General features: G+C 60.4%; 15 protein-coding genes. 7 read left to right on the plus strand and 8 right to left on the minus strand.

What is annotated here, in order from left to right; all coding sequences use genetic code 11:
• Positions 1-6: 6 nt before the first annotated feature.
• Both IP76_RS15605 and IP76_RS15610 read right to left on the minus strand, forming a co-directional pair.
• Positions 7-462: a cyclic nucleotide-binding domain-containing protein gene (locus IP76_RS15605; RefSeq protein ID WP_054159154.1), complete on the minus strand. Its 456-nt coding sequence runs from the start codon at positions 460-462 to the stop codon at positions 7-9.
• 144 nt (positions 463-606) lie between these two features.
• Positions 607-1,290, minus strand: a complete 684-nt coding sequence (locus IP76_RS15610; RefSeq protein ID WP_054159155.1) for a response regulator transcription factor — start codon at positions 1,288-1,290, stop codon at positions 607-609.
• A 124-nt stretch (positions 1,291-1,414) separates the two neighbouring features.
• On the opposite strand from IP76_RS15610, the gene IP76_RS15615 reads away from it, so the two are divergent.
• From IP76_RS15615 to IP76_RS15630, 4 genes are all read left to right on the plus strand, one after another.
• Entirely contained in the window at positions 1,415-1,972 is a 558-nt protein-coding gene (locus tag IP76_RS15615) for a L,D-transpeptidase (RefSeq protein WP_245281478.1), read from the plus strand.
• Between the two features lie 160 nt (positions 1,973-2,132).
• The gene (locus tag IP76_RS15620) at positions 2,133-2,963 is read left to right on the plus strand and encodes an aldo/keto reductase (RefSeq protein ID WP_054159273.1); all 831 of its coding nucleotides are present in this window, start codon (positions 2,133-2,135) and stop codon (positions 2,961-2,963) included.
• Positions 2,964-3,088: 125 nt separating this feature from the next.
• Positions 3,089-3,886, plus strand: coding sequence for a basic amino acid ABC transporter substrate-binding protein (locus IP76_RS15625; protein ID WP_054159156.1), 798 nt, complete (start codon positions 3,089-3,091; stop codon positions 3,884-3,886).
• A gap of 40 nt (positions 3,887-3,926) precedes the next feature.
• Positions 3,927-4,748 carry an amino acid ABC transporter permease gene (locus tag IP76_RS15630; RefSeq protein ID WP_054159157.1) on the plus strand — a complete coding sequence of 274 codons (822 nt, stop codon included), beginning with the start codon at positions 3,927-3,929 and terminating at the stop codon, positions 4,746-4,748.
• Positions 4,749-4,763: 15 nt separating this feature from the next.
• Here the strand turns inward: IP76_RS15630 and ppk2 are convergent, their stop codons facing one another.
• The gene (ppk2, locus tag IP76_RS15635; protein WP_054159158.1) at positions 4,764-5,657 is read right to left on the minus strand and encodes a polyphosphate kinase 2; all 894 of its coding nucleotides are present in this window, start codon (positions 5,655-5,657) and stop codon (positions 4,764-4,766) included.
• A gap of 335 nt (positions 5,658-5,992) precedes the next feature.
• Here ppk2 and leuC point away from each other — a divergent pair, with 335 nt between their 5' ends.
• Positions 5,993-7,402, plus strand: a complete 1,410-nt coding sequence (gene leuC / locus IP76_RS15640; protein ID WP_054159159.1) for a 3-isopropylmalate dehydratase large subunit — start codon at positions 5,993-5,995, stop codon at positions 7,400-7,402.
• Positions 7,403-7,595: 193 nt separating this feature from the next.
• A complete protein-coding gene (locus IP76_RS15645) occupies positions 7,596-8,426 on the plus strand; it encodes an EamA family transporter (RefSeq protein ID WP_054159274.1) in 831 nt (276 codons plus the stop codon).
• A 109-nt stretch (positions 8,427-8,535) separates the two neighbouring features.
• On the opposite strand, the gene rplS is transcribed toward IP76_RS15645, so the two are convergent.
• Complete coding sequence (rplS, locus tag IP76_RS15650; RefSeq protein WP_054159160.1) at positions 8,536-9,072, minus strand: 50S ribosomal protein L19; 537 nt, start codon at positions 9,070-9,072, stop codon at positions 8,536-8,538.
• Between the two features lie 278 nt (positions 9,073-9,350).
• Here rplS and IP76_RS15655 point away from each other — a divergent pair, with 278 nt between their 5' ends.
• A complete protein-coding gene (locus tag IP76_RS15655; protein WP_054159161.1) occupies positions 9,351-10,097 on the plus strand; it encodes a sulfite exporter TauE/SafE family protein in 747 nt (248 codons plus the stop codon).
• Here the strand turns inward: IP76_RS15655 and trmD are convergent.
• The 4 genes from trmD to IP76_RS15675 all read right to left on the minus strand — a co-directional run bounded on the left by trmD (position 10,079) and on the right by IP76_RS15675 (position 12,249).
• Positions 10,079-10,780, minus strand: coding sequence for a tRNA (guanosine(37)-N1)-methyltransferase TrmD (gene trmD, locus IP76_RS15660; protein WP_054159162.1), 702 nt, complete (start codon positions 10,778-10,780; stop codon positions 10,079-10,081). The two genes, IP76_RS15655 and trmD, sit on opposite strands and share 19 nt — an antisense overlap.
• Positions 10,781-10,786: 6 nt before the next feature.
• Positions 10,787-11,365, minus strand: a complete 579-nt coding sequence (gene rimM / locus IP76_RS15665) for a ribosome maturation factor RimM (protein ID WP_054159163.1) — start codon at positions 11,363-11,365, stop codon at positions 10,787-10,789.
• 124 nt (positions 11,366-11,489) lie between these two features.
• A complete protein-coding gene (gene rpsP / locus IP76_RS15670) occupies positions 11,490-11,864 on the minus strand; it encodes a 30S ribosomal protein S16 (protein ID WP_054159164.1) in 375 nt (124 codons plus the stop codon).
• Between the two features lie 64 nt (positions 11,865-11,928).
• Complete coding sequence (locus tag IP76_RS15675) at positions 11,929-12,249, minus strand: chorismate mutase (protein ID WP_054159165.1); 321 nt, start codon at positions 12,247-12,249, stop codon at positions 11,929-11,931.
• Positions 12,250-12,257 lie beyond the last annotated feature (8 nt).

Below are 12,257 nucleotides of genomic sequence, written 5' to 3' on the forward strand. Positions count from 1 at the left end.
CAACGATCAATCAAATCGCGAGCCGAGCGCTGCAGCACCCTCGATGAGTTCGCCCAGTGTCTGCTTGATCCGGTCCTGAACCAGACGGGCCATGGGCGGATATTCCTCAAGCAGGCGATGAAAGATGGCGCGGGTCAGGCGCAGCACATCGGTTTCCGTGGCAGCGATGGCCGTGTACTTGCGCTCGACCATTGTCACAAGCGCCAGTTCCGACAGCATGACGCCAGGACCCGCAGAGGCCTGCTTGTAGGGCTGGTTCCCACGGCCCATCACGTAAAGGTCCAGCCTGCCGCGGGCGACGACATAGGCGCAGTCAGCCGGCGCTTTCTCGCGAAACAGCGCTTCACCTGGCCCCACCACGCGATGTTCCGCGCCAAAGGCGATGAGCTTGACCTGGTCCTTTTCCAGCGACGAAAAGAGCGGCAGCGCCGAAAGCAGCTCGATATCCTCGCTCAATGCCATGATGGACCCTCTTTTGCGCTCGTCGCGGCTGGCGTCATGCGCATGCCGGCTGCCCTTGAGCGACAGTCCTAACGCAAAACGGGGAGAGAAACGACCCTCGGTCGCATCTCATCCCCGTCTCAGTCGAAAGCCTGCCGGAACGGCTCAGGGAACGATCTTGTAGCCGCCGTTTTCCGTCACCAGGATTTCCGCATTCGAAGGATCGCGTTCGATCTTCTGGCGCAGGCGGTAGACATGGGTTTCGAGCGTATGCGTCGTCACGCCGGAATTGTAACCCCAGACCTCTTCGAGCAGCACATCGCGCGTGACCACCTTCTGGCCTGCCCGATAGAGATAACGGATAATCGCCGACTCCTTCTCCGTCAGCCGGATCTTTTTGCCCTCTTCGGTGGTCAGAAGCTTCTGGCTGGGCTTGAAGGTGTAGGGGCCGACGCCGAACGTGGCGTCTTCGCTCTGTTCGAACTGGCGCAGCTGGGCGCGAATACGTGCAAGCAACACGGCGAAACGGAACGGCTTGGTGACATAGTCATTCGCACCCGCCTCAAGGCCGAGAATCGTATCGGAATCGGTATCATGACCGGTCAGCATGATCACCGGCGCCTTGAAGCCGCCTTTGCGCAAGAGTTTCACGGCCTCGCGACCATCCATATCTGGCAGGCCGACATCCATGATCAGAAGATCGATCTGGCCTGTCTTCACGGCCTGCATGGCCGTGGTCGCCGTGCTTTCCTGGATCAGCGAAAACTCGTCGTAGAGCGAAAGCTGCTCGACGAGGATCTGCCTCAGGTCGTCGTCGTCATCCACGAGCAGAATGGTCCGCGTCGTCATCCATCATCCTTCCAGCTGACCTGTCGCCCGAGGTCTTGTTGCCCGGACGTGCGACATGTAAGTCTTCGCCCGGTCGTTTGAAGTGCTATGAATACAACATTCTTCACGAACAAGGCAAAAAGTCGTGAGCCAAACGCGGCAGACAAAGAAGAAACCCGGATCCAGACTGAAGCAGCTGCTGGTGCGGACCGCGCCCGGCAATCGCAGCCAGGGAATATTGCAGGCAGGCCCATTGCGCATTCGTACAGCATTGGGCCGCAGCGGCACCACGAGCCGCAAGCGCGAAGGCGACGGCGCAACCCCCATCGGCAGCATGCGCTTGCTCTATGGCTACCGGAAAGGACGCGGGACGGGTACTGCCAGAACAACACTGCCGGTGTCGGAAATGCGGGCCGATATGCTCTGGTGCGACGCGTCCCGCCATCCGGCCTACAATCGCCCCGTCCGTGCACCTTTTTCCGCAAGTCACGAACAGCTGTTGCGAGCGGACGAACTCTATGACCTTGTCATCGTCATGGACTGGAACATCCGCATGCGCAAACGCGGCTGCGGTTCGGCGATCTTCTTTCACATCGCCCGGACGGGCTACACACCCACTGAAGGCTGCGTCGCGATCCGTCCACGCGACATGCAGCGCCTACTGCCTTATCTGGGAACAGACACGCGACTTCAGGTTCTTTGACCGAAGCTTCAGCGGAATTGCGGACGCGCTGTCTTTTCATCGAAGACCGGCAGCCTAAGTAAGGCTATGGCCGCGCAGCAGAATTGCAGCGCCCTCACATGACCATTCCGCAATGCGCCCGGCCTCGGCCGCAGCTCAAGAATTCCGGGAGTTTCCACCCATGTCCGAACAGCTCTACATCGCCCTCAACGACGGCAACCGTATTCCCCAGGTGGGCCTCGGTGTGTGGCAGACACCGAATGACGGAGCCGCCCCTGCGGTTAAGGCCGCGCTCGATGCCGGTTATCGCCATGTTGACACGGCAGCCGTCTATGAAAACGAAGAAGGCGTTGGCGAAGGGATCCGCCGGTCTGGTCTTGCCCGAAGCGAGATCTTTCTCACCACCAAGCTCTGGAACACCGATCAGGGCTATGACCAGACGTTAAAGGCCTTTGAAGCGAGCCTGAAGAGGCTCGGCACCGACTATGTCGACCTTTACCTCATCCACTGGCCATCCGCCCATCGCGGCCTTTTCCTCGAAACCTGGAAAGCCTTCATCAAGCTGAAGGAAGAGGGTCGGGTGAAATCGATTGGCGTGTCCAACTTCTATCCCGAGCATCTGGAAAAGATCATCGGCGAGACGGGGGTGGTGCCTGTCATCAACCAGATTGAATTGCATCCTGATTTCCAGCAGCGCGAAGCGCGCGCCTTCCACGAGAAGCACAGGATCGCCACGCAATCCTGGAGCCCGCTTGGTCAGGGCAAGCTGCTTGATCACCCGGTGATCGGCAAGATCGCAGCGCGTCTTGACCGCACGCCGGCACAGGTGATCATCCGCTGGCATATCGACAACGGCCTCGTGGTCATCCCGAAATCGGTCACGCCGTCGCGCATTACCGAGAATTTCAACGTCTTCGACTTCAAGCTCTCGGCGGATGATCTCGAAGCCCTTGATGGGCTCGACACGTCAAGTGCACGGATCGGCCCCGACCCCAAGACCGCATCCTTCTGACGACCGGACCGGGGCCTCGGCACCGTGCCTTGGCCCCCTCCCCTGCATCACGACCAGAGCGCGCCTCCCTTGCCAGTACCGAACGAGATGTGACAGTGTGCACTGCCATATTTCGGGAGATCTTCATGCTGTTTCGCCGCACCATCCTCGCTGGTCTGTCGACCCTCGCGCTCTTGCCCTTCGCCGCCGTTGCCCAAGGCCTGCCGGACCTCGGCGGCAAGAACATTGTCGTGGTGACGGAAAATGCCTACCCGCCGCTGCAATTCGTAGACCCCAAGTCGGGCGAACAGATCGGCTGGGAATATGATGCGATGAACGAGATCGCCAAGCGGCTGAATGCCAAGATCGAGTACCAGAACACATCGTGGGATGCGATGATTCAGGCCGTCTCGGACGGCCAGTACAACATTGGCATGACCGGCATCACCATCAAGGAAGACCGCAAGGAAAAGGTCGACTTCTCCGACCCCTACATGCGCTCCGAGCAGTTCATGCTGGTGCGCGGCGACGAAAGCCGCTTTACCGACGCAAAGAGCCTTGGCGCATTCACCGACGGTCTTGTTGGCGCACAGCCCGGCACAACGCCATTCTACACGGCCGTTTATGAAATCCTTGATGGCAATGAGCAGAACCCACGCATCAAGCTGTTTGAGACCTTCGGTGCAACCGTTCAGGCGCTGAAGACCGGGGACGTGGACGTCGTTCTGACCGATGGTACGGCCGGCAAGGGCTATGTCGATACCTCGAATGGCGGCCTGAAGCTGATCGGCGGGCCGCTCGGTTCCGAGGACTTCGGCTTCATCTTCCCCAAGGGCTCCGATCTTGTTGCACCGGTCAACGCAGCCATCGCCGCGATGAAGGCGGACGGTACGTTCGATGCGCTGAACAAGAAGTGGTTCCTCGACTACAAGATGGGCCAATGAGATTCGCACAGGCCTGCGATCTCAGGGGCGGCATACCATCATGACATTCCAGACCCTGCCTGAGGGCAATCAGAAGGGCGACCGGCCATGGTGGCTGGTCGCCTTCGTCGTGCTGGCACTTGCCCTCGGCATCGTCATTTTCGTCAGTGAGCTTTATGCCCAGGTCTTTACCACCGTGGCGAAGGGCCTCGGCGTCACCGTCTTCGTGACCCTTGTCGGCTTTGCGCTGGCATCCAGCCTCGGCCTTGGCATCGCCCTTCTCGGCATGGCGGACAGTGTTGTGCTCCGCCAGGTTGCCCGCTTCTATGTCGAAGTGGTGCGCGGCATCCCGATCCTCGTTCTCTTGTTTTACATCGCCTTTGTCGGCGCGCCGGCCTTCGTCGCGCTCTATAATCTCATAACCACACCCCTGGTGTCCGCTGGCATTGCCGAGCCGATGGTGGTTCGCGACATCTCGCTGATGTGGCGCGCGATCATTGCCTTGACGATTGGTTATTCGGCCTTCATCGCCGAGATTTTCCGGGCCGGCATCCAGTCGATCGATAAAGGGCAGATCGAAGCGGCCAAGGCGCTCGGCCTTTCCCGCACGCAACGCTTTCGCCTGATTGTGCTGCCGCAGGCAATCCGGGTTGTCTTCCCGCCGCTATCGAACGACTTCGTCGCCATGGTGAAGGACTCGTCCCTCGTCTCGGTGCTTGGCGTGGCCGACATCACCCAGATGGCCAAGGTCTACGCCTCAGGCTCGTTCCGTTTTTTCGAAACCTATTCGATTGTGGCCTATGTCTACCTTGTACTGACCATCGGCCTGTCGCTCCTGCTACGCGGTTTCGAGAAACGCATGCGGTCCCGAAACCCGCACTAAGCCGACAGACCTCACTCAATATCTCTCCGGGACATACATCTCCTCAGGGACCGGGTGGCGGATATAATCCGCCCCGCGGACGCGAGCCGGCAACTCGATCGTTTCCTTCGGCACATGCTCGTAAGGGATCTGCGACAGGAGATGGGCGATCATGTTGAGCCGCGCCTTCTTCTTGTCGACGGCCTGTACCACCCACCAGGGGGCCTCGGGGATATGCGTGCGCTCCAGCATCTCTTCCTTGGCGCGGGTATAGTCTTCCCAATGGACGCGGCTTTCGAGATCCATGGGTGACAATTTCCACTGCTTCAAGGGATCGTTGATGCGCATCTGGAAGCGGAATTCCTGCTCCTCGTCGGTGATCGAGAACCAGTACTTCACGAGGATGATGCCGGAACGCACGAGCATGCGCTCAAATTCCGGTACGGAGCGAAAGAATTCCTCCAGTTCGTCGGGCGTGCAGAAACCCATGACCCGTTCGACACCGGCACGGTTGTACCAGGAGCGGTCGAACAGCACCATTTCGCCAGCTGTCGGCAGGTGCTGGACATAGCGCTGGAAATACCACTGGCTGCGCTCACGCTCGGTTGGCGCCGGAAGCGCCACGACCCGGCAGACGCGGGGGTTAAGACGCTGGGTGACGCGCTTGATGGCGCCGCCCTTGCCGGCGGAATCGCGGCCTTCGAAGAGCACGATCATCTTCAGCTTCTTGTACTGCACCCAATCCTGCAGCCGAACCAATTCATGCTGAAGACGAAACAGTTCGCGGAAGTAGATCCGGCGATCAATCGTCGGCTCGGACAGCCCGTCGGCAACCAGCTCGTCCAGCCGGTCTTCCTCCATCTGCTGCTCCAGCTCCTCGTCGAAGCTGTCGATGATCTCGTTCTTGATGCGATTGATCTCGTCATTCATGGCAGGCGGCGTTCCCAAACTATGCTTAAGCTCAACACGATGAAGCATGTTTGCGCGAATTCCATATGACAATTGTTTGTCATATGCCGGCAGCGGCCCGATTGCCGGAAAAACGGAGATCTGATAGAAAGCGTCTCATGGGATCGAAATTCGGATGCCTCGCGAACCAGTTTATCGTGCTGCAGGACCACAAGCGTCTGCCGGCACGGTTTTTTGCGCGCATCCAAGGGGCGCTTGCGAGCCTTCGCGGCTGAGCTCCTGCGACCGCATAAGCGGCGCCGATAAGACCTCACATAACAAAAATCCTGTTACCTCAGTCTGGATGGAACTCACCCATGAGCGCACCCCGCACCCTTTACGACAAGATCTGGGACGACCACGTTGTCGACCGCCAGGACGATGGCACCTGTCTTCTCTACATCGACCGTCACCTCGTGCATGAAGTGACGAGCCCGCAGGCCTTTGAAGGTTTGCGCATGGCCGGCCGCAAGGTTCGCGCGCCGCAGAAGACGCTGGCCGTTGTCGACCACAACGTGCCGACTTCGCCGGATCGCCATCTCGGCATCAAGAACGAGGAAAGCCGCATCCAGGTTGAAGCGCTCGCCAACAACGCTGCCGAATTCGGTGTCGAATATTATTCGGCTTCCGACAAGCGTCAGGGCATCGTGCACATCGTTGGCCCGGAACAGGGCTTCACCCTGCCCGGCATGACCATCGTTTGCGGTGACAGCCACACGTCGACGCATGGCGCCTTCGGTGCGCTGGCGCATGGCATCGGCACGTCCGAGGTCGAGCACGTGCTCGCCACCCAGACGCTGATCCAGCAGAAGGCCAAGAACATGCTGGTCCGCGTCGACGGCCAGCTGCCGGAAGGCGTGACCGCGAAGGACATCATCCTCGCCATCATCGGCGAGATCGGCACCGCAGGCGGCACGGGCCACGTCATCGAATTTGCCGGCGAAGCCATCCGCGCGCTGTCGATGGAAGGCCGCATGACCATCTGCAACATGACGATCGAAGGCGGCGCCCGCGCTGGCCTGATCGCGCCTGACGAAAAGACCTTCGAGTACATCAAGGGCAAGCCGCGCGCGCCGAAGGGCGAAGCACTGGAACAGGCGATCGCATACTGGAAGACACTGCAGACCGACGAAGGCGCACATTTCGATCGCGTCGTCGTGCTCGATGCGGCCAAGCTCCCGCCGATTGTCTCCTGGGGCTCTTCGCCGGAAGACGTCATCTCGGTTCAGGGCGTCGTGCCGAACCCGGATGACATTGCCGACGAAAACAAGCGCAGCTCGAAGTGGCGGGCACTTGATTACATGGGCCTGAAGCCAGGCACCAAGATCACTGACATCGCAATCGACCGCGTCTTCATCGGCTCCTGCACCAATGGGCGCATCGAAGACCTGCGCGAAGTCGCCAAGGTCGTGGAAGGCAAGAAAGTCGCATCCACCGTGTCGGCGATGATCGTTCCGGGCTCCGGCCTGGTCAAGGAACAGGCGGAAGCCGAGGGCCTCGACAAGATCTTCAAGGCAGCGGGCTTTGACTGGCGCGAGCCGGGCTGCTCCATGTGCCTTGCGATGAACGACGACCGCCTGAAGCCGGGCGAGCGCTGCGCCTCGACCTCGAACCGCAACTTCGAAGGCCGCCAGGGCTTCAAGGGCCGCACGCACCTTGTATCGCCCGCCATGGCCGCCGCTGCTGCTGTTGCAGGTCACTTCGTCGATATCCGCGACTGGCAGTAAGCCAATCCACTATCGAAGATAATTTTGGACCGCCCGCTCTCAAGCGGGCGGTTTCTTTTTGCCCGTCTTTGCGCCGTTGATTGCAAAGACCCGCGAAGCAGCTATCGTGCGGCGTCATAAAACTGTCATCCGTCACGCCGAGATCCTGAATGCCCCTCACCTCCATGCTTTCCTTGACCCATGGGCTGTGGGCGTGAGCGCCCTTGCCGTCGGCCTGGCGCTGCTCGCCGCCATACTTCACGCCAGCTGGAATGCCTTCCTGCGCACCGGAGCAGACCGACTGTGGTCGATTACCGTGATGAGTCTGGCCGGAAGCATCATCACGCTGCCATTTCTCTTCGCCGTGCCGCTGCCAGGCCCTGCTGCATGGCCCTACATCCTTCTCTCTTCCTGCCTGCAGGTCGGCTACAGCCTGTTTCTGGTCGCCGCTTATCGCCATGGAGAACTGGGCCAGGTCTACCCGATCGTGCGCGGCACGGTTCCCCTGCTGGTCACGCTTGGCGGTCTTCTGTTGTTTGGCGAAGTACTCGGCACCTGGCAGAGTCTGGGAGTACTGATGATCGCGGCCGGCATCATGAGCCTGTCGCTTGGCAAGACACGCGCGGCCACCTCGTCGATCCTCTTTGCGCTGACAACCGGCCTGATCATCGCTTGCTACTCGACAGTGGATTCGCGCGGCGTGAAGCTGGTGGATGAGCCCGCAGCTTATGCCTTATGGGTTCTGTTCATCTTCGGCCTGATGATCACACTTGCCTATGTAGTGAAGCGGCGCGGCCTTGTCGTCGATCCGAGATCTCCGGTGACCTGGAAAGCCGTCGGTGGCGGTGTGCTCGCCATGCTCGCCTATGGCCTCGTCGTGGTGGCCTATGCCTACGCGCCGGCCGGCCTGGTGACAGCCGTGCGCGAGACAAGCGTGGTTTTCGCCGTCCTGATCGGCGCGCTGGTGCTCGGTGAACAGTTGACGCTGCGGCGCGTACTTGCCTGCCTCATCGTTGCCGGTGGGGCAATCTGCATCAGCCTCTGAGAAAGGCATCGAACACAATCAATCTCACGGTATAACGCCCCAACGAAAAAAGGCCCCGCAAGCGGAGCCTTTGATCTTGATCTGCAGTCCGGCGAAAGCCGGGACCGGCTTATTCGGCCGAGGTCTCGGCAGCAGCTGCGGCTTCAGCGGCAGCGGCCTTTTCAGCGGCTTCGGCTGCTGCCTTTTCGGCGGCGAGAGCCTGTGCTGCTGCAACCTTTTCAGCTTCGATGCGTGCCTTTTCTTCGGCAACAGCAGCGCGCTCAGCGTCGTTGAGCTTGCGGGCGCGGGTGCCGGTGTTTTCGACGATACGAGCCGACTTGCCGCGACGATCGCGCAGGTAGTAGAGCTTGGCGCGACGGACCTTACCGCGGCGAACGATTTCGACGCCTTCGACCAGCGGCGAGTAGACCGGGAATACGCGCTCGACGCCTTCGCCGTAGGAGATCTTGCGAACCGTGAAGCTCTCGTTGATGCCGGCGCCCGAACGAGCGATGCATACGCCTTCATAGGCCTGTACGCGGGTACGGTTGCCTTCCTTGACGGTGACGTTCACACGGACGGTGTCGCCCGGGGAAAAGTCAGGAAGCTTGCGCTTGGCTTCGATCTTGGCGGCCTGTTCGGCTTCCAGCTGCTGAATGATGTTCATGTCTAACCTCAATTTCTTCTGAAACGGCCAGAGCGCTCAACGATCATCCTTCGGCCTCAGCCTCCGGATCTTGCCTCGAAAGGCGGGAGCGGATACGCGGTTCTTTGTTTTGGCAGACGGGCGAAACGCCCATTTCCGAGCCGGCCATTACAGCAATTGCTGGCTCTTGTCACCCCTTTGGCTTGAAAATTTGAAGCGGAGCGACACAGCCAAGCGCCTTGCGAGCTATCCTTTTCGCTTTTAAGACTTCGCCGCAAAGACGCACGGGGAAAATTCTGATGTCCATCGCCATGATTCTGCTGCTGATCGGGTCCGGCTTCGTGTCCGGCGCCGTGAACGCAATTGCCGGCGGCGGCACGTTCCTGACCTTTGGAGCGCTGACACTCGCCGGCTTGCCGCCGATCAGCGCCAATGCCACCTCGTCGATTACCCAGTTCCCGGGCTACATCACCTCAACACTCGCCTACCGCAACGAATTCAAGGACATGTGGCGCGGGGCGATTGTCCTGGCGCTGGTATCGGCCGTTGGTGCTGTCGGTGGCGCCCTGTTCCTGATCTCTCTGTCCAACCCCGCCTTTCGCTCCATGGTGCCCTGGCTGCTGCTCGGTGCTACCGCAATCTTCGCGGCCGGCCCCAAGCTGCGACCGAAAACCAAGGGAGAAACTCATCCCGCAAGCCCCCTCGGTCTGGCGCTGCAGGGTGCCACCTCCTTCTATGGCGGCTTCTTCGGCGCAGGCATGGGCATCATGATGCTGGCATCGCTGGGGCTTGCGAGCGGTGGCGACTATCATCGCCTGAATGCGCTGAAGAACTTCCTGTCGATCGTGATCGCCGCGGTCGCAATCATCATCTTCGCAAGCGCCGGCGCCATTTCCTGGCTGCATGCGGTGATCATGATCCCGGCTGTGGCGCTGGGCGGCTACGCAGGCGTTGCCATGGCAAAGAAGGTCCCGCAGAGCATCATGCGCTGGCTGGTGGTCGCAGCTGGCCTTGGGCTGGCCGTCTACTACTTCGTAACGGGCTGAGCTTTCGCGCCAACAAGAAGATCGGGACGACGCTGCCGCGTCAGCTTCAAGGCCTCGTCACGACGCCATTTCTCGATGGCTGCATGGTTTCCGGAGGTGAGGATCTCCGGAATCTCCTGGCCCTCGAAGACCTGCGGCCGCGTATAGTGCGGATGCTCAAGCAGGCCGCCCTCGAAACTTTCGTGCACGCCCGACAACTGGTTCCCCATCACGCCTGGCAGGATACGGACAACGGCATCGAGCAAGGTCAACGCGGCCGGCTCGCCGCCAGAGAGGATATAGTCGCCGATCGACACTTCTTCGAGCCGACGCGCATCGATGACACGCTGGTCGACACCTTCGAAACGGCCGCAGACAATGACCACACCTTCGCCCGAGGCAATCTCCCGAACACGGTCCTGCGTCAGCGGACGGCCTCGCGGGCTCATCAATAGGCGCGGCCTTCCATCGTCGGCTATCGAATCAATCGCACGCGCCAAAACGTCCGGCTTGAGAACCATGCCCGCTCCGCCGCCTGACGGCGTGTCGTCGACGCTGCGATGCTTGTCGAGAGCAAAATCACGGATCTGAACCGCATCGATAGACCAGTCGCCGCGCTCAAGTGCACGACCCGCCAGTGCCTGACCCAGATGGCCGGGAAACATGTCCGGATAAAGCGTGAGAATGGATGCTTTAAAAGACATCGGCGATCAGCGTTGACCATTCGGCCGGGGCGTGCCGCCGCCTGCCCCGTAAGGATCGGGTTCGCCATCGTCTTTCAGGCCAGCTGCAATCGGGTCGACCAGCAAACGTCCGCCCTCGAGGTCGATCTCGAGCACAGCCGCTTCGGTGAAAGGAATGAGCACCGGTCGTTTGCCCGGACCTTTCAGCTCAAGCAGATCGCCAGCGCCGAAATCATAGACGGCGGTGACTGCACCATAGTGATTGTTCTCGGCGTCATAGACGTCGAGGCCTTCCAGATCGGCATAGTAGAATTCGTCGTCATCGAGATCGTCATCCGGCAGTGCGTCACGGTCGACGAAAAGTTCCAGGCCATTCAGGGCTTCGGCCGCGTTCCGGTCGTTGATGCCCCGGAAACGAACGATGGCGACGGTCTTGCCGTCGCGGATCTCGAGGATCTCGAACTTGCGGCCATCCACGCTGTACAGGAAGCCGTAGTCGGCGAGACCCAGCATGTCTTCGGTGAACGACTTGACCCGCACTTCGCCGCGCAAGCCCTGTGCTGCGCCGATCACGGCCATGAGTATGGGGTTGTCGAGCTTGCTCATCAGTTGGGAGGTCCTGCGGGCTATATGACGGTTCCCTATCCTTTTAGGCGGAACCGACCGGAAAGAAAACGCAAAAACGGGCGGTGACAGAAGCCACCGCCCGTCTCATGCGGCATTGAGCCGATTATTCTGCGGAGCCTTCGGCAGCAGCGGCTGCAGCGTCAGCAGCCTTCTGAGCCTTCTCGGCAGCGCGCTCCTGGGCCTTCTTGCCTGGCTTTGCCTTGTCCGGGTTGCTGCGAACAGCGCGCTCGGCGATACCGGCTTCAGCCATGAAGCGCAGAACGCGGTCAGTCGGCTGGGCACCCTTGGCAACCCATTCCTTGATGCTCTCGACATTCAGCTCAACGCGCTTCTCGTTGTCCTTGCCGAGCATCGGGTTCCACGAGCCGACCTTGTCCAGGAAACGGCCGTCACGCGGCGAGCGGGCGTCGGCAACGACGATCTGGTAGTAAGGACGCTTCTTGGAACCGCCACGGGCGAGACGAATCTTGAGGGACATGTGTAACTCCTTGAGGTTTTGGACGGGGAGCCGCAGCGCACCCGCTTTCTTGTTGAGGCCGCCGTCAGACGGTCTTTTCGATGGCACCGCCATGTTCGGCGGCAATGGCTTCATGATGCCGGATGACTTCCTTGATGATGAAGTTCAGGAACTTCTCGGCGAAATCCGGATCCAGATGGGCGTCCTGAGCCAGGCGGCGCAGGCGTTCAATCTGGTATTCTTCGCGTGCCGGGTCCGCCGGCGGCAATTCGTGGTTGGCCTTGAGAACACCAACCGCCTTGGTACAGCGGAACCGTTCGGCCAGCATGTGAACAAGGGCCGCGTCGATATTGTCGATCGACTGGCGGTATCCCGCGAGCTGCTGCTTGATGGCTGGATCGATCACCTCAGCGC

It is taken from the genome of Rhizobium sp. AAP43, from assembly GCF_001296045.1.
GTDB lineage: Bacteria > Pseudomonadota > Alphaproteobacteria > Rhizobiales > Rhizobiaceae > Allorhizobium.

Excerpts from the sequence above, each read along its gene's own strand:
- rplS (WP_054159160.1), bottom strand. The coding sequence starts at position 9,072 with ATGAACATCATTCAGCAGCTGGAAGCCGAACAGGCCGCCAAGATCGAA.
- IP76_RS15630 (WP_054159157.1), top strand. The coding sequence starts at position 3,927 with ATGACATTCCAGACCCTGCCTGAGGGCAATCAGAAGGGCGACCGGCCA.
- IP76_RS15655 (WP_054159161.1), top strand. The coding sequence starts at position 9,351 with ATGTCCATCGCCATGATTCTGCTGCTGATCGGGTCCGGCTTCGTGTCC.
- ppk2 (WP_054159158.1), bottom strand. The coding sequence starts at position 5,657 with ATGAATGACGAGATCAATCGCATCAAGAACGAGATCATCGACAGCTTC.
- IP76_RS15605 (WP_054159154.1), bottom strand. The coding sequence starts at position 462 with ATGGCATTGAGCGAGGATATCGAGCTGCTTTCGGCGCTGCCGCTCTTT.
- IP76_RS15620 (WP_054159273.1), top strand. The coding sequence starts at position 2,133 with ATGTCCGAACAGCTCTACATCGCCCTCAACGACGGCAACCGTATTCCC.
- rpsP (WP_054159164.1), bottom strand. The coding sequence starts at position 11,864 with ATGTCCCTCAAGATTCGTCTCGCCCGTGGCGGTTCCAAGAAGCGTCCT.
- IP76_RS15610 (WP_054159155.1), bottom strand. The coding sequence starts at position 1,290 with ATGACGACGCGGACCATTCTGCTCGTGGATGACGACGACGACCTGAGG.
- IP76_RS15625 (WP_054159156.1), top strand. The coding sequence starts at position 3,089 with ATGCTGTTTCGCCGCACCATCCTCGCTGGTCTGTCGACCCTCGCGCTC.
- rimM (WP_054159163.1), bottom strand. The coding sequence starts at position 11,365 with ATGAGCAAGCTCGACAACCCCATACTCATGGCCGTGATCGGCGCAGCA.
- trmD (WP_054159162.1), bottom strand. The coding sequence starts at position 10,780 with ATGTCTTTTAAAGCATCCATTCTCACGCTTTATCCGGACATGTTTCCC.
- leuC (WP_054159159.1), top strand. The coding sequence starts at position 5,993 with ATGAGCGCACCCCGCACCCTTTACGACAAGATCTGGGACGACCACGTT.